Annotated in this window: 16 protein-coding genes and 1 tRNA gene; 4 read left to right on the top strand and 13 right to left on the bottom strand. The window is 69.4% G+C overall.

The annotated features are described in order from the left end of the window. Nucleotides 1-32: 32 nt before the first annotated feature. A complete protein-coding gene (gene pulA, locus GB932_RS11515) occupies nucleotides 33-5,795 on the bottom strand; it encodes a pullulanase-type alpha-1,6-glucosidase (RefSeq protein WP_156760843.1) in 5,763 nt (1,920 codons plus the stop codon). A gap of 319 nt (nucleotides 5,796-6,114) precedes the next feature. On the opposite strand from pulA, the gene GB932_RS11510 reads away from it, so the two are divergent. Continuing rightward, entirely contained in the window at nucleotides 6,115-6,675 is a 561-nt protein-coding gene (locus GB932_RS11510) for a thioesterase family protein (protein ID WP_156760842.1), read from the top strand. A 6-nt stretch (nucleotides 6,676-6,681) separates the two neighbouring features. Here GB932_RS11510 and GB932_RS11505 read toward each other — a convergent pair whose 3' ends face one another. After that, the gene (locus tag GB932_RS11505) at nucleotides 6,682-7,269 is read right to left on the bottom strand and encodes a helix-turn-helix domain-containing protein (protein ID WP_156760841.1); all 588 of its coding nucleotides are present in this window, start codon (nucleotides 7,267-7,269) and stop codon (nucleotides 6,682-6,684) included. A gap of 59 nt (nucleotides 7,270-7,328) precedes the next feature. Here GB932_RS11505 and GB932_RS11500 point away from each other — a divergent pair, with 59 nt between their 5' ends. The 3 genes from GB932_RS11500 to GB932_RS11490 all read left to right on the top strand — a co-directional run bounded on the left by GB932_RS11500 (nucleotide 7,329) and on the right by GB932_RS11490 (nucleotide 10,251). After that, the gene (locus tag GB932_RS11500; RefSeq protein WP_156760840.1) at nucleotides 7,329-8,312 is read left to right on the top strand and encodes an NAD(P)/FAD-dependent oxidoreductase; all 984 of its coding nucleotides are present in this window, start codon (nucleotides 7,329-7,331) and stop codon (nucleotides 8,310-8,312) included. A gap of 49 nt (nucleotides 8,313-8,361) precedes the next feature. Continuing rightward, entirely contained in the window at nucleotides 8,362-9,618 is a 1,257-nt protein-coding gene (locus GB932_RS11495; protein ID WP_197517451.1) for a low temperature requirement protein A, read from the top strand. 78 nt (nucleotides 9,619-9,696) lie between these two features. Continuing rightward, nucleotides 9,697-10,251, top strand: coding sequence for a dihydrofolate reductase family protein (locus GB932_RS11490; protein WP_156760839.1), 555 nt, complete (start codon nucleotides 9,697-9,699; stop codon nucleotides 10,249-10,251). A gap of 120 nt (nucleotides 10,252-10,371) precedes the next feature. Here the strand turns inward: GB932_RS11490 and GB932_RS11485 are convergent, their stop codons facing one another. From GB932_RS11485 to GB932_RS11435, 11 genes are all read right to left on the bottom strand, one after another. Continuing rightward, the gene (locus tag GB932_RS11485; protein WP_156760838.1) at nucleotides 10,372-12,021 is read right to left on the bottom strand and encodes a subtype B tannase; all 1,650 of its coding nucleotides are present in this window, start codon (nucleotides 12,019-12,021) and stop codon (nucleotides 10,372-10,374) included. Nucleotides 12,022-12,223: 202 nt separating this feature from the next. After that, nucleotides 12,224-12,296: transfer RNA gene (locus GB932_RS11480), tRNA-Thr, on the bottom strand. 89 nt (nucleotides 12,297-12,385) lie between these two features. Further along, nucleotides 12,386-12,772, bottom strand: coding sequence for a RidA family protein (locus GB932_RS11475; protein WP_156760837.1), 387 nt, complete (start codon nucleotides 12,770-12,772; stop codon nucleotides 12,386-12,388). Beyond that, complete coding sequence (locus tag GB932_RS11470; RefSeq protein WP_156760836.1) at nucleotides 12,769-13,623, bottom strand: fumarylacetoacetate hydrolase family protein; 855 nt, start codon at nucleotides 13,621-13,623, stop codon at nucleotides 12,769-12,771. Before GB932_RS11470 ends, GB932_RS11475 begins: the two co-directional genes overlap by 4 nt. Next, a complete protein-coding gene (locus GB932_RS11465; protein WP_156760835.1) occupies nucleotides 13,620-14,090 on the bottom strand; it encodes a nuclear transport factor 2 family protein in 471 nt (156 codons plus the stop codon). The genes GB932_RS11470 and GB932_RS11465 overlap by 4 nt, the downstream gene beginning before the upstream one ends. After that, on the bottom strand, nucleotides 14,087-14,869 hold the full coding sequence (locus GB932_RS11460; protein ID WP_156760834.1) for an SDR family oxidoreductase: 783 nt from the start codon (nucleotides 14,867-14,869) through the stop codon (nucleotides 14,087-14,089). Before GB932_RS11460 ends, GB932_RS11465 begins: the two co-directional genes overlap by 4 nt. Nucleotides 14,870-14,901: 32 nt before the next feature. After that, nucleotides 14,902-16,188, bottom strand: a complete 1,287-nt coding sequence (locus GB932_RS11455) for an FAD-dependent monooxygenase (RefSeq protein ID WP_156760833.1) — start codon at nucleotides 16,186-16,188, stop codon at nucleotides 14,902-14,904. Nucleotides 16,189-16,312: 124 nt separating this feature from the next. After that, the gene (locus GB932_RS11450; protein ID WP_156760832.1) at nucleotides 16,313-17,212 is read right to left on the bottom strand and encodes a LysR family transcriptional regulator; all 900 of its coding nucleotides are present in this window, start codon (nucleotides 17,210-17,212) and stop codon (nucleotides 16,313-16,315) included. Between the two features lie 69 nt (nucleotides 17,213-17,281). After that, nucleotides 17,282-18,127, bottom strand: coding sequence for an ATP-binding cassette domain-containing protein (locus GB932_RS11445; RefSeq protein WP_156760831.1), 846 nt, complete (start codon nucleotides 18,125-18,127; stop codon nucleotides 17,282-17,284). Further along, on the bottom strand, nucleotides 18,124-19,956 hold the full coding sequence (locus GB932_RS11440; RefSeq protein ID WP_156760830.1) for a dipeptide/oligopeptide/nickel ABC transporter permease/ATP-binding protein: 1,833 nt from the start codon (nucleotides 19,954-19,956) through the stop codon (nucleotides 18,124-18,126). Before GB932_RS11440 ends, GB932_RS11445 begins: the two co-directional genes overlap by 4 nt. Then, on the bottom strand, nucleotides 19,953-20,897 hold the full coding sequence (locus tag GB932_RS11435) for an ABC transporter permease (protein ID WP_156760829.1): 945 nt from the start codon (nucleotides 20,895-20,897) through the stop codon (nucleotides 19,953-19,955). The genes GB932_RS11440 and GB932_RS11435 overlap by 4 nt, the downstream gene beginning before the upstream one ends. Nucleotides 20,898-20,947: the final 50 nt, after the last annotated feature.

The following is a 20,947-nucleotide window of genomic DNA, read 5'->3' as shown; positions in this document are numbered from 1 at the left end:
GGACGTGCCAGAAATGAAGGGATCGGGGCCGCTCAGCCCGCCGCGTCCTCTACGAGGACCGCGACCGTGCGGGCCGGGATCGTGACCGAGCCCGACTCCGCGTCGTACGACGTCTCGCGGACGACCGCGTCGGCTCCCTCCTGCTGCGCCGTCGACAGGCGGTGGTCGCGACCCGCGAGCCCGTCGATCGTGATCGTCACCGGCTCGGGGGACGCGTTGAACACGACGAGCGCGCCGTCGTGCGCGGGATCCGCCGGCTCGCCGGCGAGGTCGTCGATGTGCATCGCGATGACGCCGGGCGCCTGATCCGGCCCGCTGTTCGGGAACGAGACCTTCTCGGCGATGAGCTCGGCTCTGCCGAGTCGCAGCAGCGGCACCTCCTCGCGGATCCGCAGCAGGTCGAGCGCCGCCCGCTCCGCATCGGCCATCGCGTCGGCGTCGGGCTTCAGCGTCTCGTCGGCCAGCAGGGGTGCCATGAGGTCCCACTTCTCGCCGTTGTCCGCCTTCGGCGGCAGGCCGGAGCCGAATGTCGACTCCTGGCCCGTCCAGTCGATCCGGTTGAACCAGTCGCCTGAATCGTAGCTGTTGCGGTCGAGCGACTTCGAGCGCAGCAGCTCGGTGCCCGCGTGCCAGAAGGGCACGCCCTGCGACAGGGTGACGGTCGCCTGGGCGAGCGCGTTCATCCGCACGCGGTCGTCCATGCTCGTCCCCACCGGCATCTTGAGCACGCCGAGGTCGTACAGCGTCTCGTTGTCATGCGCGTCGACGTAGTTGATCACCTCATCGGGCTCGTCGGCGTAGCCGGCGGGAGAGCCGCGGTAGTCGAGGTCCTCGCCGCGCGTGACCTCGCCATCCGAGGCGACGAAGGAGTAGTCGCGCAGGTTCCCGACGAGGCCGAGTCGCACGAGGTCGGTCTGGTGGGCGAGGTCGGCGAGCGCCTCCTCCTCCGTCCCGTTCGACGGGTCCCCGTTGGGGTCGGTGCCGAGGCCCGTCCCGAATCCCTGCACGCGGGTCGACGACGAGTCGACAGGGCTGCCGCCGTGCACGGCGTCGCGCAGCCGATCGTTGAACGTCGCGATCCCCGTGCCGCCGAGCTGCCCCTGCGTCGCCTGCTCGAAGAGCGCGCCATCGGCGACCTCACCGAAGTTCCACCCCTCCCCGTAGAGGAGGATCCCGGATCCGTCGACGTCGTCCTCGTCGAGCGTCAGCTCGTCGAGCGCGGCGCGGACGTCGAGCATGTTCTCCTTCGAATGGTGCCCCATGAGGTCGAAGCGGAATCCGTCGACGAGGTACTCGCGCGCCCACCAGACGACGGCGTCGACCATGAGCTTGCCCGCGAGGGCGTGCTCCGTGGCGACGTTCTCGCAGCAGGTGGAGGTTTCGACCGCGCCGGTCTCGTCGAGGCGGTGGTAATAGCCCGGCACGACCCGGTCGAGCACGCTGCGCTCGGCCTGGCCGGACGCCGCGGTGTGGTTGTAGACCTGGTCGAGGATGACCTCGAGGCCCGCCTCGTGCAGGGCTCCGACCATCGCGCGGAACTCCGCCACACGGGATCCGCCCTCCGGTTCGGTCGCATACGAGCCCTCGGGAGCGAAGAAGTGGAACGGATCGTATCCCCAGTTGAATCCGTCATCGGCGGCGATCGCGGCGATGCAGGCCTGCTGCTCATCGGAATCGGGCGCCATCGACGCGAGGTCGCAGTCGGTCCGCGCCTGCGCCGCCGGGTCCTCCTCGATGGTCGCGATGTCGAACGAGGGCAGGAGGTGCACGCTCGTGATGCCGGCGTCGGCGAGCTCGCGCAGCTGGCGCGTGCCGTCGCTGTCGGCGGCGAACGCGAGATAGGTGCCCCGCGCGCCCTCGGGGACGGACTCGTCCGTGATCGAGAAGTCGCGGATATGCAGCTCGTAGATCGCGCGGTCGACCGACCGCTCGACGTCCGGCGCCTCCGCCTTCCGCCACTGCTTCGGCCGCAGGTCCTTGTCATGCATGTCGATCGCGACCGAACGCTGCGAGTTCGTCGTCAGCGCCGCGGAATACGGATCCGTCACGAGATTCGTCTCGATCCTCCCCGTCTCGGGTGCGTAGACGCGCACCTCCCAGAGGTACTCGTCCCCCGATTCCACGCCCTTCGGGCGCTTCACCGTCCAAGAGCCGGAGTCGTCATCGCGCTCGGCGTCGAGACGTCGCGGATCCGCGTCGCCCTCGCCCCACGTGAGGAGCGTGACCTGCTGAGCGGTCGGCGCCCAGAGGCGGAACGTCGCCTTCCTGCCGCGGAACACGGCGCCGAGCTCCTCCCCTGCCGCCTCCTCGGCGTACAGGTCGTCGATCACGCCCGGCAGCTGCACCCCCGTGAAGGCGGTGAGCGCGCCGTCCGCGTCGTGCTGGGCGACCGCGAGCTGGCCGCGCAGGAGATCGGCCGCGGCATCGCGATCGCCGGCATCGATGCGCAGCGCCGTCGCGTCGGCAAGCGTCGGGAACCGCGTGCGCTGGGCGTCGGTGAGCCCGCCGTCGACGACGGAGAGGCCGATCGTCTCCCCTCCCGTGACGGCCCCGTCCTCGAGCACGATCGTCGCGTCGGCGCTCGAGACGAGCTCCCAGCGCGCCCCGTCGGCGTCGGCTCCGAATCCCGCGGGCCAGGCGAGGGTCGTCTCGTCGATCCAGTGCGCGCGCAGCTCCCCGACCCCGACGACGGCGGGGCCGTCGGCGGCGATCTCGAGCGTGTGGGTCTCGAGTGTGTAGCGGAACGAGACCGGCTCGCCGTCAGCGACCGAGAAGGCGTAGTTGTCGCCGCCCGGGGCACCGCCCACGCCGTAGTTCTCGTCCCAGCTCATGCCGTGCGCGACCTTCCCCTCATAGCTGCCGCCGGGGATCGCATCCGTCGTGAGCTCGTACACCCCGTCGCGGTCGCCGTCGTGCATGATCGAGGCGAGGCATGCGGGATCCCAGTCGCCCTCGCAGCCCAGCGCCTGCTGGAAGCTGCCGGGGATCGTGACGATCGGTCCGTCGAGGCTCGACTGCGTGACGTGGCTGCGCGGATCGAAGTAGAAGGTCACGGATCCGCCGTCGTGCGCGTAGGTGAGGTTCGGCCCGTCCTGCTCGCCGTTCGCGCCGTAGTTGACGGCCCAGGTGCCGTCGATCGCGGCCTTGTACTCGTAGTCGCCCGCGGGCAGGTCGAAGGCGCCCTCGTAGATGCCGTCGGCGCGCTGCGCGAGCGCTGCCGCCTCGCAGGCGGGATCCCAGTCGCTCACGCAGCCCATCTCGGTGTTGTGGCTGCCGGGCAGCGTGACCGTGCCGATCTCGCCTCCGCCGTCGCCGCCGGGCGCCTCGTCGAGGTTCGCGGCGTGGCCGACCGACGCGTACGTCGAGGCGGCGTCGAGGGATCCGTCGGCCGCCGTCGCGACCGCGCGGTACTCGACGAGCGTGCCGGCGGGCAGCGCGCGCACGTCGTGGAAGACGCGCGGCGTGCCGTCCTCGGCGACGCCGAGCGGGGTCCATTCCTCGGAGCCGACGACGCGCCACGAGAAGCTCGTCTCGGCCCAGCCCATCGTGCCGAGGTCGGCCTCGACGGGCGCGAGGCCCTCGAGCGCGGCGCCCGGTGTGGGCGCGGCGATCGACAGCTCGAGCTGCGCGTTCGAGACGGGAGCGTCGGCGCGGTGCACGATGGCGCTGAGCGCGGGGACCGTGACGGAGACGGATCCGTCGGATCCGCTCGTGAGCGCGTCGCCGCCGCCGTACAGCGTCGCGTACGAGGCGTCTGCGGTCAGAGAGCGGAACTCAGCGGACTGCTCCGCGTCGCTGTTGTTGACGGCGACGAGGTATTCGACCTTCTCGTCGCGGTCGACGCGCGAGAACGCGTACACGCCCGCACCGTCCTCGGCGTACAGCTCGGTCTGGGCGCCCGCGTCGAGCGCCGGGTGCGCGTCGCGCAGCTCGGAGAGCGCGGCGATGTGCTGATACAGCGGCGCGTCCTGGTCGTAGCGGTCGAGCGATCCCGCGTTCTCGCCCGTGACGAGCGGCTGGTCCGCGTATTCGGCGACCTCGGTCGTGAACATGTCGTGGCGCGCATCTTTGTCACCGCCGGGCCCCGCGAAGCCCTGCTCGTCGCCGTAGTAGACGACGGGCTGACCGCGTGTGAGGAACATCAGCTCGTGGGCGAGCTCGTCGCGTTCGAGGGTGTGCTCGGCGTTCTGCAGGAACGAGCCGACGCGCCCCATGTCGTGGTTCCCGAGGAAGGTCGGCAGCGCCGAGGCCGACGTCGTCGGCGTCGTGTAGCGGTCGTCGCCCGCGAACAGCGTCGACAGCACGCGCGCCGAGTTGCCGCCCGCGTATCCGACGGCCGAGCTCTGGAAGGCGAAGTCGAGCACGGAGCTCATGTCCGTGTCGCGCACATACGGCGAGAGCTTCGTCGGATCGGCGTCGTACACCTCGCCGAACATGAAGAAGTCGTCTCTGCCCTGTGCCTGCGCGTAGTCGGCGACCTCGGACGTCCACTGCTCCCAGAACTCGATGTTCACGTGCTTGACGGTGTCGATGCGGAAGCCGTCGATGCCGAGGTCGACCCAGTCCTGGTAGACGTCGACGAAGCCGTTCACGACGGTCGGGTGCTCGGTCATGAGGTCGTCGAGCCCGACGAAGTCGCCGTAGGTGACCGACTCTCCCGCCCAGGTGCTGTCGCCGCGGTTGTGGTAGAGCGTCGGGTCGTTGAGCCAGTCGGGAGTCTTGGCGGCGGCGTCGCGGACGACGGGCGTATAGGGGAACGAGGTCGCGGCGTCGAGTTCGGGGAAGGTGTCCGTGCCGGCGTAGTCGGCGGGGTCGAAGGCGCCACCCGCGGCATCCGTGTACGGCGCCGTCTGCTGGTCGATGTAGCCGTACTCGCCCTCGGCGTAGTCGATCACATCGGCCGTGTGGTTCGTGATGATGTCGAAGTAGACCTTGATGCCGCGCGCGTGGGCGTCGTCGATGAGCGCCCGCAGCTCGTCGTTCGTGCCCAGGTGCGGGTCGATGCGCGTGAAGTCGGTGACCCAGTAGCCGTGGTATCCGGCGCTCGCGTCGTCCCCCGCCCCCTGGACGGGCTGGTTCGCGAAGCTCGGCGTCAGCCAGATCGCCGACGAGCCGAGCCCCTCGATGTAGTCGAGACGCTCCCGCAGGCCCGCGATGTCGCCGCCGTGATAGAAGCCCTTGTCCGCGGGGTCGAAGCCGTGAGCGAGGCGGTCGCCTTCGATTCCTGCGGTGTCGTTGCCGGCGTCGCCGTTGGCGAAGCGATCGGTCATGACGAAGTAGAACGTCTCATCGGATCCCGCCTGTCGAACGGGGTCCGCGACGAGGGCCTCGTCGCCGTCGGCCAGGCCCTCCGGGAGACCGCGCACCTCGACTGCCGCGCGGTGCGTCTCGTCGTCGAACACGAACCTCAGCTGCGCGGGACCGGCGATCGTGAGGGGGATGTTCTCGTCGCCGCCGTCCAGCCCGTAGGCCTCGTCCCATCCGCCGTCCACGGCGATCTTGTACTCGTACGAGCCCTCCGGCACCTCGAACTCGGCGGCGTAGAGGTTCGCCTCGCCGGTCGGCTCGAGCGCGGTCGCGGCGCAGTCCGGCTGCCAGTCGGATCCGCATCCCAGCTCGTCCTGCAGGCTGCCGGAGACCACGAAGGAGCGGTCGGCGGCAGCCGCCTGCGGCACGCTGAGCGCGGGTGCGGCCACCACCGCGGCCGCGGCGAGGGCGGCGAGCGCGCCTCGGATCGGGCGCGATCTGTTCGGGGATCCGTCGCGGCGCGCGGGCTCGCGAAGTGCAGATGACATCGTCGTCACGTCTCCTCCAGGAGGCGGGTGGGCCGGGGCCCTCGGGTGAGTGCCGTCACGGTAACAACGCCTCCCCGCAGAATGCAAGCGTTTCCACTGTTTCATCGTGCGTGGAGGCACGGCCGGGTCGCGCGAGAATCGCAGAGATCTCCCACAATCACGCGGATCCGGCACGCCGCAGGCCGCGCTCTCACCGACCTCATTCATGATTCTCGCAACGCATATGATGAAAGCGTTTCCATTGCGCGTCGGCTGAGCCCTTGTCTCCTCCCGACAAGGCATTCCCACGGCGCGCGCGGCGCGGATAGCATCGCCCCTCGTGAACGTTCTCTGGCGCACCCTCCTCGTCATGCTGCGCGCACGGCGGATCCGCAGCCGCGAGGGATCCCTCCCCCTCGACGCGGTCAGCCGCGTGCGGCTCACGACGCTGCCGACCGACATCGACCTGCTGCGGCACATGAACAACGGCCGGTACCTGTCGCTCTTCGACCTCGGCCGGTGGGACATGACGACCCGCACGGGGCTCGCCGACGCCTTCCGCCGCAATCGCTGGTACGCGGTCGTCTCGAGCGAGACGATCACGTTCCGCAGGTCGCTCGAGCTGTGGCAGCGCTTCGACGTCGAGACCAGGTGGATCGGCCAGGACGAGAAGGCCCTCTACCTCGAGCACCGCGCGACCGTAGACGGCGAGGTCTACGCCCGCGCCGTCGTCCGCGCCCGCATCCTCCGCCGCGGCGGCGGATCCGTCGCGAACGACGAGCTGTTCGCCGCGATGGGCATCGAGGGCGAGCTCCCGGACGTCGATCCCTGGATCCACGACTGGGCCGCTGCGGCCGCGCTGCCCAGCACCCGCCGGCCCGCTCCGAGCACCTGGAGCTGACCGCGATCAGGCGGACGAGGCGCGCAGGTGCGCCCGCTCGCCCTGCGCGCCGAACAGGGACAGCACCTCGACCGAGCGGCCGTCCGCCGACCCCATCGAGTGCGGCACGTGGGTGTCGAACTCGGCGGCTTCCCCGGGGCCCATCAGGATCGTCTGCTCGCCGAGCCGCAGGCGCAGCCTCCCGCTGAGGACGTACATCCACTCGTAGCCGTCGTGCCGCGCGAGGACCGCATCGGGCCCACCGTGGTCCGTGCGCTCACCGGGATAGATCACCTTGAACGCCTGCAACGCGCCCGCGCGCCGCGTGAGGGGGATATAGGTGATCCCGCCGCGGACGATCGGCTTGATGTGCACCCGCGGGTCCCCCGTCTCCGGGGCTCCGACGAGCTCATCGAGCGTGACACCGTATGCGCGCGCGAGCGGCAGGAGCAGCTCCACCGTCGCGCGCCGCCCACCGCCCTCGAGGCGCGACAGAGTGCTCATGGAGATGCCCGTGTCGCGTTGGAGCTCCGCGAGCGTCAGGCCCCGCTGCGTCCGGATCGTCCGCAGGCGGCGCCCCAGCGCCGCCGCCACACCGTCGTCGTCGATCGCCATGCTTGCCATTATGGCAAACTTCGCTGGCCGTTTCGCGTGATTCCCTGCACGCTCGAATCATGAACGAGACCACCGACGTCGCCATCATCGGAGCCGGGCCCGCCGGGCTGCAGGCCGCCCTCACCATCGGACGCATGCACCGCACCGCGATCGTGCTCGACTCCGGCTCCTACCGCAACGACCCCGCCGACGCGATGCACAACCTCATCGCTCACGACGGTCAGTCCCCCGCCGACCTCCGCGCCGCAGCGCGCGCCGACCTCGACCGGTACGACACCGTCCGCGTCGTCGACGCCGCGGTCGATCGCGTCGACGGCGAACTCGGGCGCTTCCGCCTCACGACCGACGCCGGGGAGTTCGTCGCGGGGCGAGTGATCCTCGCGACGGGCATGCGCGACACGCTCCCCGACATCCCCGAGATCGGATCCGTCTTCGGCGCGGCCGTCGCGCACTGCCCGTTCTGCCACGGCCACGAATACGCCGGGAAGCCCGTCGCGCTCATCGGCCCGGCGCCGTTCCTCGAGCACATGTCGGCGCTCATGTCCCCCATCGCCTCGTCGCTCACCGCGTTCCCGAACGGCACGGAGCTCGACGACGGCGTCGCCGAGCGACTCGAGCTCCTCGGTGTCGAGATCATCTCGGATCCCGTGCACGGCTTCCACCGTCGCGCGGACGGCGTCGACATCGTCATCGACGACGGCGCCGCCGCGCACGGGCGGCCCGGGCACGGATCCCTCGCGCGCTTCGGCGGCGCACTCGTGCGCCTGGAGTCGGCACCGGCCGCGCCGCACGCGGATCAGCTGGGCCTCGAGGTGTCGGAGATGGGCGGCGTGATCGTCGATCCCTTCGGCCGCACGAGCGCCGCTGGCATCTACGCGGCGGGTGACATCGCGCAGCAGCCGAACATGCCAGGGCCGATGTGGGCCGTCTGGAGCGCGATCGCGACCGGTGCGGCCGCCGGCACGGGCGCGGTGCAGGACCTGGCGGGCGAGCTGCTCGGGCGCGTCGCCGCATGCCAGCGACCCGTCGGCGCGCCCGTGTGAGCGCGCACGTCCCCGACAACGCCGCCCCGGCGGAGTACCCTGCTGAGCGATGACTGCCGACGCACTCCACCACCACCTCCGCCGGATGACCGGTCGAGACCCGCACGACCGCGGCCGCGTCGCGAACACGCTCGAGCTGCTGTTCGACCTCGTGTTCGTGATCTCCTTCGCGCAGGCGGCGAACGGCCTCGCCGGACAGATCCACCACGACAACGTCACGGGCGGCCTGATCGGCTTCGGATTCGCGATGTTCGCGGCGATCTGGGCGTGGATCAACTACACGTGGTTCTCGTCCGCGTTCGACACCGACGACTGGCTGTTCCGAGCCATGACCATGCTGCAGATGGTCGGCGTCGTCGTCATGGCCGTGTCGATCCCCGCGCTGTTCGCCTCGCTCGAAGAGGATCCGACCGGCGGAGCGCTCGACAACACGGGGATGGTCATCGGGTACGTGATCATGCGCGTCGCGATGCTGGTCCAGTGGCTGCGCGTCGCCGTGCAGAGCCCCGCGCACCGCCCGACCGCACTGCGCTATGCGGCGGCGCTCGCGGTCGCCCAGGTGGGCTGGATCGCCCTCGCGTTTCTCGAGACCACGCCCCTCGTGATGCTCGTCGGATCCGTCGTCCTCTACGGCGTCGAGCTGTCCGGCCCCGTCATCGCGGAGCGGCGGGGGAAGACCCCGTGGCACGCGCACCACATCGCCGAACGCTATGGTCTGCTCGTCATCATCGCCCTCGGCGAGAGCGTCGTCGGAACGGAGGTCGCGGTGGCCACGGTGCTCGAGACCTCCGGATGGACGCTCGATCTCGGCGTCCTCGCCCTCGCAGGCCTCAGCATCACGTTCGCGCTCTGGTGGCTGTGGTTCCTCCTGCCATCCGGCGCGGCGCTCCATGCGCGCCCCTCGCGCGCCTTCCCGTGGGGCTATGGCCACATCGTGATCTTCGCCGCCATCGCCGCGATCGGCGCGGGCCTGCACGTCGGCGCCTACGCGATCGAGGATCCGGAGCATGTCGATGCGGTCGTCGCGCTGCTGGCCGTCGCGATCCCCCTCACGCTCGTCCTCGTCGGGTTCGAGGTCATGCGCGCCATCCTCATCGGCTGGGCCCATGTGCGCGCCGAGGTCGGCGCGATGCTCGTCTCGGTCGCCCTCATCGTGATCGCGGTCGCGCTCGGCGCCGCCGGCGGACCGCTGGTCGTGAGCCTCGCGATCATCGCGCTCGCGCCCGTCGTGCAGATCGTGGCGGACGAGCTGTGGGGGCACCGTGCGCGCGCTCGCGCCCTCGAGCGGCTCGGCGCTCACGCCTGACGCGGCGTCTCCCCTCCCGTGATCGTGCGGGACGGCGTAGTGTCATCACGCACGATCTCGACCGAAGGGGTATGACACATGCTGCTGTTGTCGATGGGCGTCTCAGTCGACGGATTCATCTCGGACCGGACGGGCTCGTTCGACTGGTCCGCGCCCGACGAGGAGCTGTTCGCCTTCCACCTGGCGCGCGTCCGCGAGCTCGGTGCGATCGTCTGCGGCCGCCGGCTCTACGAGACGATGCGCGTCTGGGAGACGGACCCCGCGATGCGCGGCACGCCGGACGAGTCCGAGTTCGCCGATGTGTGGACGGCCCTGCCGAAGGTCGTCTTCAGCCACACGCTCGAGAGCGTGGACGGGAGCGCGCGGCTCGCCGAGGGCACGGTCGCGGACGAGATCGAGACGGTTCTCGAGGCGACCGATCACGACGTGGAGATCGGCGGCGCCGACATCGCCCGCCAGGCGATCGAACTCGGCCTCGTCGACGAGTTCCGCATCTTCCGGTATCCCATCATCGTCGGCGGCGGCACTCCCCTCCTGCCGCACGTCGTCGACCCGATCCCCCTCGAACTCGTCGAGACGCGAACGTTCTCCTCGCAGGTCGTCTACGAGCGCTACCGGCGTGCGGCGGGCTGATCCGGATCACGCGTCGGTGAGAGCGTCCGACCGGGCGGACTTCGGCCCGCGGGGGGGGTGACCGCAGACCGCGACAGGTCCCGGCATCGCCTCGGATGCCGGGACCTGTCCGGGCACGGCTCAGTCGGCGAGTGCGACCTCGAGCCACGCCATGGCCTCGGGGATGTCGTAGTTGCCAGCGTGTCCGGTATCCCACGCGAACTGGAAGTTCACGTCGTCCACGCGTCGGTCGCCCTCGAGCGCGAGCGCCAGCGCGGTCGACACCGTCAGGGAGGTGTCGCGGTCGCGGGCCCCGTGGCGGACGTACCAGTGCGAGGCCGTGTCGGCGTTGGTGCCGATGTACTCCATCGGATCCACGAGGTCGACCTGCTCGTCGACGACGGTGTCGCGGTCTCGCAGCAGCTGGTCCCAGGTGAGACCCGTATCGTCCCGCCCGATCCCGTCGCCTGCGGCGGCGTTGTCGTTCCAGGAGTACTCGGTGAAGTTCGAGTACTCCTCGTCCGGGTCACCGAACAGGTTCGACTCGCCGCTGCCGGGGCCTCCGCCCGCCCCCGGTTCGGCGACGCCGGTCTGGTCGAACGCCGGCGCGGGCTTGAGCTCGCGCGTCGTCACGACGTAGAGCAGATAGTTCTCGAGATCGAATGCATCGACCTCGGCGGCATCGGCATCGACGTCGATCCAGTCGTTCACGAGCGTCGTCTCGCCGGTCGCGACCTCCTCGCCGAGGTCGGGGATGACGCCCCCCTGCGCCATGTAGGTCTCGGCCGAGCGGACGAGCTGCGCCTCGATCTCGGCCAGCATCCCGTCGGCGTCGATCCGCTTGCCATCGGCTCCGCGCAGCTTCTGCGCGTCGAGGACGGCGGCATACTCCGCGGCGAGCGCCGCGCTCGCGTCAGGGTACGGATCCTGTCCCGACTCGGCGCGCGTGTCGAAGCGCGTGTAGAGCCACTCGTACGCGGCATCGGCGTTCCCGAGGTCCGTGATCGGGCAGTATGCGACGACCGCGAACACGTCATCGGAGATCGACTGCTGAGCGCTCGAGTGCACGCCCGCCGCGCCGATCTCGGCGAGATACGGGGTGTAGTCGCGGCTGTTGCCGGACGCGCCGAGCGCGGACACGAGAGCTCCTCCCCCGCTGGTCCCGGCCGCGATGATCCTCTCCGCGCTGCCTGCGAGCACGTCATCGTTCAGCCGGAGATAGCGGACCGCGGCCTTCGCGTCGACCACTGCGGCGGGCGCCTTCCCGACCCAGTCGCCCTCCTCGCCGGCGATGCCTCGCGACCTGGTCGCGACGTCGGCGTAGATGTATCCCGCCTTCAGCGCGGCGGCCGCGGCGCTCTCGGCGCTGTCGTACACGGCTCCGTCGACGAGCTGCGCGCGCACGTAGCTCGCGAACCACCCGCTGTTGTCGAAGCCGAGGTACATCGCGGCATCCGGATCATCGGCGACCGCCTCGGGCACGAACACGTTCATGCTCTGGTAGCCGCACGCCGTGTTATCGCCAGGCGCGTCCGGCACGCTGATCGGGTCAGCGACGTAGCAGAGCTCCTGATACCAGCGGACCGGGGTCTCGACGCCGTCGATCGTGACCGTGATCGTCGCGTAGTCGCTCGTGTCGAGAGCGAGCGAGGCTTCGTCGTCACGCACGTGTCCCGCGGGGTCGAGGCCCCCTCCCGTGAGGACGCCGGCGGCGAGCGCGACCACGGCGGCGGTGCCGAGGCCGGTCGCTGCTCGCCTGGCGATGGCGGGGGTCGTCTTCTTGTTCAGCATGCGAGTTGCCCTCCTGGGGACGGCGCGTTCCTCGTCGAACGCGTCCGACCACACCGTATGGACGCCCAACGATCCGCACAACAGGATTGTCAACATTCATGTGCACGATAAAGTTGCACGATCTGAATGCGAGCCCGCCGCCGCGCCGGCCCGCGACACGACGAAGCCCCGCCGCCTGAGAGGCAACGGGGCTTCCGGTCTGAGCCGCCTGTCGGAATCGAACCGACGACCTATTCATTACGAGTGAATCGCTCTGCCGACTGAGCTAAGGCGGCGTCTCGCACCGCGCGAGCGGCACGAGAGATGATATTACTCGGTCTCACGCCCGTGCGCGAATCTCGCATGCGTCCCGGGCGCGCCGGGTTCACGACTCACCGAGGACGGCGACGAGGTCGCAATGGACGAGCGCTCCCCCGTCGAGCCGGGCCGCCATCGCCTGCCGCGCCGGCCTCGACGACGGATCCGGGAACATCGCGAGCCATTCGCGGTTCAGGGCCGTTCGATCGCGATAGTCGACCAGCCAGAACGTCAGCTTGGCGATGTCATCGACCGACCCGCCCGCGGTGTCCATGAGCGTCGTCACATGGCGGAAGACGTTCACGCACTGCGCGTCGAGCGTTCCGGGCATCTCCCGTGTCTCGGGGTCGCGTCCGGTGAGCACGCCCGAGAAGAGGAAGGGGCCGATGCGGCTGGCTGCCGGGATCGGATTGTCGTGTCCGAATCCCGGCAGCTCGATGCTCTCGCGATTCACGACGCCGCGACGACGCGGTTCTCGATCGCGCCGAGACCATCGATCTCCGCCCGTACCACCTCGCCGACGCGCAGGAAGTCGCCCGTCGGCGCCCCGATCCCCGACGGCGTGCCCGTCGCGAGGATGTCTCCGGGCATGAGGGTGAACACCTGGGACAGGTAGGCGATCTGCTCGTAGATGTCGTAGATCATGTCTCCCGTCGACCAGTCCTGCCGCGTCTCGCCGTTGACCGTCAGCGTCATCCGCAGGTCAAGCGGATCGGCGATCTCGTCGTCGGTCGTGAGCCACGGCCCGATCGGCCCGTGCGTGTCGAATGACTTGCCGAGAGTGAAGGTCGGAGAGCGCTTCTGCAGCCAGTCTCGCACCGACACGTCATTCGCCACGAGGTAGCCCGCGATCACGGAGCGCGCATCGCCGACGGCGATATTCCGGCACTGGTGCCCGATGACGACGCCCAGCTCCACCTCGTAGTCGAGCTGGTCGCTGATCGCGGGCTTCTCGATCGCATCGTGCGGGCCGACGATGCACGAGACCTGTTTGTTGAACCACAGCTGGCTCGTGGGAATCGGGATGCCCGCCTGCTCCGCCTCCTTGGCATGCTCACGGTAGTTCATGCCGATCCCCAGATACTTCTGCGGATCGTCCACAGGCGCGAGCAGCGCGACGTCGGTGAGCGCGTAGGAGGTCCCATCGTGCTCACGGAGTGCTTCACCCAGGGACGCCAGGCGGGGCAGGATCCGGCGGAGCGAGGTTCCTGCGCCCGGTGCATCGGAGACGTCGACGATGCGTCCGTCCTCCACCCGCCCCAGGCGGGCATCGCCCCCATCGAGCCGAAATCGTGCGAGCCTCATGTCGACATGCTCCTCTCCTGCGCCGCCGGCGCATCGTCGTGCGCCGCCTCGGATGGCAGCGCGGGCCAGACCTCCTCGCCGGACGGCGTCATCTGGAAGCTCACGAATCGCCACCCGCGCTCGCCGTGCGCGAGCACCTGCGTCGCGACACCCTCCAGGGTGCGCTCGCCGCCGCCGGGGGCGCGCATGCGGTTGACGATCGCGCCGGTGACGATCGCGATGCCGTCGGCGACACGGATGTCGAGCTCGCCCCGCGTGATCTCCAGATACGCCTGTCGCGTCGCGACGTGCTCGAGCAGCTGCGCCTTGCGATGGATCAGACCTGGCGCGTGCACGTGCAGAAGGGTGTCATCGAAGAGGTCGTCGAGAGCGGGCAGGTCGCCCGCGATGAGAGCCCTCTGGCGTCGCTCCTCCACGCGCATGATCTCCGCTCGGGTCTCGTCAGTCGGTGGTCGGAGGTTCGTCATATCAGTCCTTCGTAGGAGCCGCCGTCGAGCTGCAGGTTCTGGCCGCCGATGTACCCGGCCTGAGCGCTGCACAGGTACGCGCACGCATCGCCGAACTCCTCGGGCCTGCCCAGGCGTCCCGCGGTGACCGTCGAGGCGATCCGGTCCCGCGCCTCGTCGAGCGAGATCCCCGCGCTCGACATGAGCCGTTCCGCCATGTACTGCTGACGAGGTGAATCGACGCGTTCCGGGAGCAGATTGTTGATGGTGACGTTGTCGCGCATGGCCACTTTGCCGATCGACTTGCTGATCGCGGTGAGCGCGGCACGCGCCGATGTGGACAGGCCCATATCGGGTGCTGGGCTCTTGACCATCGCGGACGTGATGTTGACGATCCGTCCGAAGCGCTGTGCGCGCATGCCGGGCAGGTAGGCCCGCATGAGCTCCACCGCGGGCACCGCGTTCGCGCGCAGCGCGGACACGAGCGCGTCCTCGTCCCAGTCCTGGTACGCGCCGGGCCGTGGCCCCGCGTTGTTGGTCACGAGGATGTCCGCATCAGGCACCTCGTCGAGGATCCGCTGCCTTCCCTCGGCGGCGACGAGGTCCGCCGCCACGTAGGAGACGCGGGCATCCGGCACCTCGCGTCGCAGCTGCTCCGCCGTGCGAGCGAGCTTCGCCTCGTCGCGACCGTTCAGCCACACGCTGACGCCCTCGCGAGCGAGGGACCGCGCGCAGGCGAAGCCGAGCCCCTGCGACGAGGCCGCGACGAACGCGACGCGCCCCGAGATCCCGAGATCCATGCGCTCCTCCTCTCTCGTTCTCGCGATGCCCGTCAGACGGGGATCTCGGACGGCTGCTGGTCCCATGTGCGGAACCCCGTGGCCTCGCCCGCTCCGAACCCTGGTCGAGGCGCGCCGACGAGTCGGTGGTATCCGCTGAAGATCTCGTCCGCCTCCGCGAGCGGGAGGACCTCCTCGATGTCCTCGAACGGCCTGCCGTCCGTGCGTTCGGCGACCATGCGCCGGATCACCTCGTAGCCCTCCCCGCGCATGGCGTCGACGATGCGGGTCACGATCGGGCGGCGCTCGGCATCGTATGCATGGAACGCCTTGACCGGGTCCTCGAGCTCGACGAGCTTCTCCGACAGGACCCGAGCGTCCAGCATCGCCTGGGTGATGCCATTGCCGCCGCGCGGGTACATCGCGTGCGCGGCGTCGCCGAGCAGGACGACACGGCCGTCGACCCAGGTGTCGACCGGGAAGTGGCGCACAAGCGGGAAGAGGTACACCTCGCGGGCTTCGCGGATGAGCTCCTGCACGTCGAGGAACGGCAGCTTCAGTGTGTCGAACGCGGGGATGATCTCCTCGGGGTCCGCGACCTGGTTCCAGTCCTCGATCGTCTCCTCGCCGTTGGTCTCGACGACCCAGTTGATGAGATCGAGTCCCGAGTTCTCGAAGTTCTCGGCGATCGGGTAGACGATCATGGTGGAGATGCGGGGGTCGCCGAGGTGGAAGATCGAGTGTCCGCCGCGGATCGGCTCGCGCAGCGTGGTGCCGCGCCACATCGTGATGCCCGAGAACTCGGGAGCGGCGAGGTCGGGGTGCATCTGCCGACGCACAGCCGACTTGATGCCGTCGGCGGCGATGACCGCCTCATGGCGCACCTGCTCGGTACGACCGTCGCGGTGCTCGAGATCGAGCGTGACGCCGTCGGCGTCCTGCGCGTACTTCACGACGCGGGCGCCGAAGACGACGGCGTCCTCGCCGAGGCGCTCGAGCACCTTGCGGTAGAAGAGCATCTGCAAGATGCCCCTGTGCACGAAGCGCTGCTCGTGCAGGTATCCCATGTGCACGCCGCACTTCTCAGCGTAGATCTCCTGACCGAAGTGGTTGTAGAAGATGGAGTCCTCGGCGTCGACGGAGATCTCGCGGAACTCCTCGAGCATGCCGAGCTCGTCGATCTCGCGGGTGCCGACGGTCTTGATGTCGACGCCGACGCCGAGCGGCTTCAGTTCGGGGACCGTCTCGTAGATGGTGGGCCGGAGACCCTTCTGGTGGAGGCGCAGCGCCGTGAGGAGGCCGCCCGGGCCCGCGCCGATGATCGCGATGTCGGTGGTCATGGTGTCCTCGTCTTCTGTGTTGTCGAGAGCGTCGAAGCTCGGAGGGATCCGGGAATCCGTGCGTGCGCGCCGAAGGCGCCCGACACGCCGTGTGCGCGGGTGAGAGACCGGATGCGGTGCCTGGTCAGGGGCGTTCGCGCCTGCGGAACCAATCCGTGATGAAGTCGAGGAAGACCTTGACGCGCTCCGGCGTCTCGCCGCCCGGACCGTGTACCGCGTACAGCGATCGCGACGGGACGGGATGCTCGGGAAGCACCTCGACCACGCGGCCGTCCTCCAGCGCCTCTCGCGCCGGACCGCGCGGAACCAGGCCGATGCCGCAGCCCTCCTCGACGAACTGCTCCACCTGCAGATAGGCGTTCGTGCGCGCCGCCGGCGTATGCACCTTGAACTGGGTCGTGTGGGGTTCGCGGCCGAGACGCCACACCGAGTCGCTCGTGTGGAGGATGAGTCGATGATCGGCCAGATCGTGGATCGTCGCGGGGGTTCCGTGCTCCCCCAGGTACGCAGGCGAGGCCGCGAGCATGAACGGCAGATCCGTGATCCGTCGCACCTTCACGCGCGAATCCCTCGGCGCACGCGCGTGGAACGCGACGTCGAAGCCCCGGTCGAGGAAGTCGTATACGCGGTCCGACGGTACGCCGAGCTCGAACTTCACGCGGATCCGAGGATGCTCGCGGATGAACTCCCCCATCGCATATCCGAGGTCGAGGTTCCCCACCCACTTCGGGCTGAAGATGCTGAGCTGACCCTCCGCAGCACCCTGGTCGTTCGTCAGACGCGAATCGATCTCCTCGATCTCCTCGAGGATCCGCTCCGCGAAATCGGCGTACTCGGCTCCCGCCGCCGTGAGGCTGACCGAGCGCGGTGTGCGATTCACCAGCCGGGCACCGACCTGCTTCTCCAGGTCGGCCACATGTCGCGAGACGAGCGACGGCGAGATCGACAGGTCGGTTGCGGCACCGGCGAACGTCGCCGAGCGGGCGACCGAGACGAACGTGCGCATCACGACGAGTCGATCCATCGGTGAACTCCTCTCGCGCCGCGCGGTCCCCGGCGCGACGAACGTCCTCTGCGAGTGTAGCCATCGCCATCATGTCGCCTCCGCCCGCCCGGCGAGACGGATGGCGCGACGCTCGTCGCGTCCAGACGGGTGCGACGCGGGCGTCGCCGCGAGGAGCGAGCGGGTGTACGGATCCTGAGGGTCCTCGTACAGCGCCTCCGTCTCGGCGAGCTCGACGAGGCGCCCGGCACGCATCACACCGACCCGGTCGGCGATATGGCGCACGACGCTCAGGTCGTGGGCGATGAACAGGTAGCTCACGCCGGTCTCAGACTGAAGGTCCTCGAGCAGGTTGATGATCTGCCCCTGCGTCGAGAGATCGAGGGCGCTCACGGCCTCATCGCAGACGATGAGGCTCGGCTCGAGCACGATCGCCCGAGCGATGGCCACGCGCTGCTGCTGGCCCCCCGACAGCTCGTTGGGGAAGCGATTCATGTGATCGGCCGTGAGCCCGACGAGTTCGAACGCGCGGCGGGTCCGATCCGCGACCTCCGCCCGGTCGGTCACGCCGTGCCGGCGCAGCGCCTGCTGGACGCCGTGAGACACGAGATGGCGCGGGTTGAGCGAGACAGACGGGTCCTGGAAGACGGCCTGCACCCGGCGACGGTAGGACAGCGGTGTGCGCGGTCCCCACGTCGACAGATCCTGCCCCTCGAATCGGATGGCCCCGTGCGTCACCGTCTCGAGACGGAGGATCGCCCGCCCGGTCGTCGACTTGCCCGACCCGGACTCGCCGACGATGCCGAGAGTCTCGCCCGCGGCGACGTCGAAGGTCATGTGCTCGATCGCCGGCTCCGGCCGGCGCGAGCGGAACAGTCCGATCGGACCGTCGTAGGTGACGGCGAGGTCATCGACCTCGAGCAGCGGGGCGTTCATCGGGCCACCTCCGCGAGTCTGTCGGCATCGACGGCCGCGTCGATCTCCGCGCGCATCGCCGTATCGATGGTCGGAAGCCTCCTCGCACCGACGGCGTCCGCCGGATTCGCGGCGAGCAGCGCCCTCGTGTAAGGGTGCTGTGGGTCGTCGAACAGCTGCTCGACCGGCGCGTCCTCGACGATGCGACCGCGGTACATGACCGCGGCCCGGTCGCAGGCCTCTGCGACGACGCCGAGGCTGTGCGTGATCATGAGCACGCCCATGCCGTACTCGTCGCGCAGGTCGAGCAGCAGGTCGAGCACCTGGGCCTGTGTCGTCACGTCGAGGGCGCTCGTCGCCTCGTCGGCGACGAGCACATCGGGATCGGCCGCGAGCGCCATCGCGATCGCGACGCGCTGGGCCATTCCGCCCGAGAACTGGTGCGGGTAGTGATCCAGCCGGTCGGCCGCGTTCTTCACGCCGACGCGATCGAGCAGTTCGACGGCGCGGATGCGCGCCTGCTTCCGGCTCATGCCCTTGTGGATGCGCAGCGGCTCGACGAGCTGCTGGCCGACCGTGTGGACAGGCGACAGGGCCGTCATGGGGTCCTGGAAAACGGCAGCGATGCGGTTGCCGCGGAACCGGCGCATCTGCGCGGCGGAAAGACGCGAGGTCTGCTCTCCGTCGATCCAGACCGAGCCGCCGCTCTGCCAGACGCCTCCCGGCAGCATGCCCAGGATGGCGCGCGCGAGCGTGGACTTGCCGGATCCCGACTCACCGAGCAGGCCGACGATCTCGCCCCTGGCCACGCGGACGGAGGCATCGCGGACGATGTCGACCTCGCCCTCGCCGGGCTTGTGGAGCGTGACGGTGACCTCCTCGGCGCTGAGTGCGGCGGTCTCAGCCGGATTCGCAGCCGAAGCGGGGGCCGGAGCCACGGCGCGGCGTGTGCGCGGTGTGCGGCGGCGTTCACCTGTCATCGCGTCGTTGAAGCCGTCGCCGAAGGTGTTGAACGCGAGCACTGTCAGCACGATCGCGATGCCGGGGGGCCACGTCAGGTGGGGCGCGGCATTGATGTTGGCGACCGCCAGGCTGAGCATGGACCCCCAGCTCGGCACGTCTCCGGACAGGCCCACTCCGAGGAAGCTCATCGCCGACTCGATCATGATCGCGGATCCGAAGAACACCGCGCCCTGTGTGACCATCGGGCCGACAAGGTTCGGGACGATCTGGCCGAAGATCAGCTGCGGATTCGTGAGGCCCGACACGGCTGCCGCCTCGACATAGGCCTTCTCTCGCTCGGCGAGCACCGTCGCACGGACCATGCGCGTGAATCCCGAGGCGAAGATGAGACCGATCGCGACCATGAGGACGAAGATGTTGCGGCCGAAGATCGCGACGATGGCGATGCCGATGAGCATGCCGGGCAGTGCCTGAGCGAGATCGACGAAGCGCATGCCGATGCGGTCCCACCATCCGCCGTAGAAGCCGAGGACGAGGCCGACAGGCACTCCCACGATCGCCGCCACCAGGACGGCACCGACCGCGACGGTCAGAACGACACGGGTCCCGAAGAGCAGCAGTGTGAGCTGGTCGTGACCGAGATCGTCGGTTCCGAGCGGGAACGTGTCATTCGGGGGCGTCAAGATGTTCTGCAGCGAGCTGTCCGTCGGTGCGTAGGGCGCGAACAGCGGGGCGCCGATGGCGACAAGGACGAGCAGGACGATGAAACCGGCCGACACGAGCGTGGCGGGCTGGCGGACGAGCCGTCCGACGATGCGACCGACATTGCTGCGACGGTGAGGCTCGCGCGGCCTCTGCGCGAGGGTCGTCGTGTACGTGGCGCTCATTGTGCACGCACCTTCGGGTTGATGATCCCGTAGCTCACATCGAGCACGAGATTGACGATGATCACGATCAGGGCGATGAGCAGCACGCCTCCTTGGACGACTGCGAAGTCCTTGCCGGTCACGCTGCGGAGCATGAGGCTGCCGATGCCGGGGTAGGCGAAGACCTTCTCGATCGCGAAGCTCGCGCCGACCATGATGCTGACGGCGATGCCGGCCGCCGACAGCGTCGAGACGAGAGCGTTCTTCAGCGCGTACCGGCGGATCACCCGGCCCCGGGAGACGCCTGCTGCGAGGAGAGTGTCGACATAGCGCGCGCTCATGGTCTCGGCCATCGCGGTCCGCGTCTGGCGGGCGATGAGCGCGGCGCCGACGATGCCGAGGGAGACCGCGGGCAGGATGAGCCCGCGCAGCCAGCCGATCGGGTCCTGGTCGATCGGAACATAGGAGACGACCGGGAAGATGCCCATCTGGACCGAGAACACCAGGAGCAGGACGATGCCGATCCAGAACTCCGGAACGGACATCGACAGCGACGAGAACGCCGTCGACAGTCGGTCGCGGACGGAGCCCGCCTTGGTGCCGCCGATCACGCCGACGGCGATGCCGAGCATGAGAGCGATCAGGATGCCGCCACCGAGAAGAGAGAACGTCGCCGGGAGACGTTCGGCGAACAGCTCGGTCACCGGACGAGCCGACACATACGACGTGCCGAAGTCGCCGACGAGAACACCCGCATACCATTCGCCGAGGCGCACGAGCATCGGCCGGTCGAGGCCCAGCTGCGACTCGATCTGCGCGATCCCCTCGGGCGTCGCGGTGACGCCCAGAATCGATGCTCCGACGCTGCCGGGAACCAGGTAGGTCATCAGGAACACGACGACGCTCAGAATCAGCAGCTGCGGGACGATGAGGCCGATGCGCGTGAGGATGAGCCTCAGCATGGTGCGCCTCCTTGAGTGCGAATGGTCATGCGGGTGTTCTCAGGTGTCAC

Source organism: Microbacterium karelineae, assembly GCF_009745985.1.
In the GTDB taxonomy this organism is placed as follows: domain Bacteria; phylum Actinomycetota; class Actinomycetes; order Actinomycetales; family Microbacteriaceae; genus Microbacterium; species Microbacterium karelineae.
This window is presented reverse-complemented; position numbering and strand designations above follow the sequence as displayed.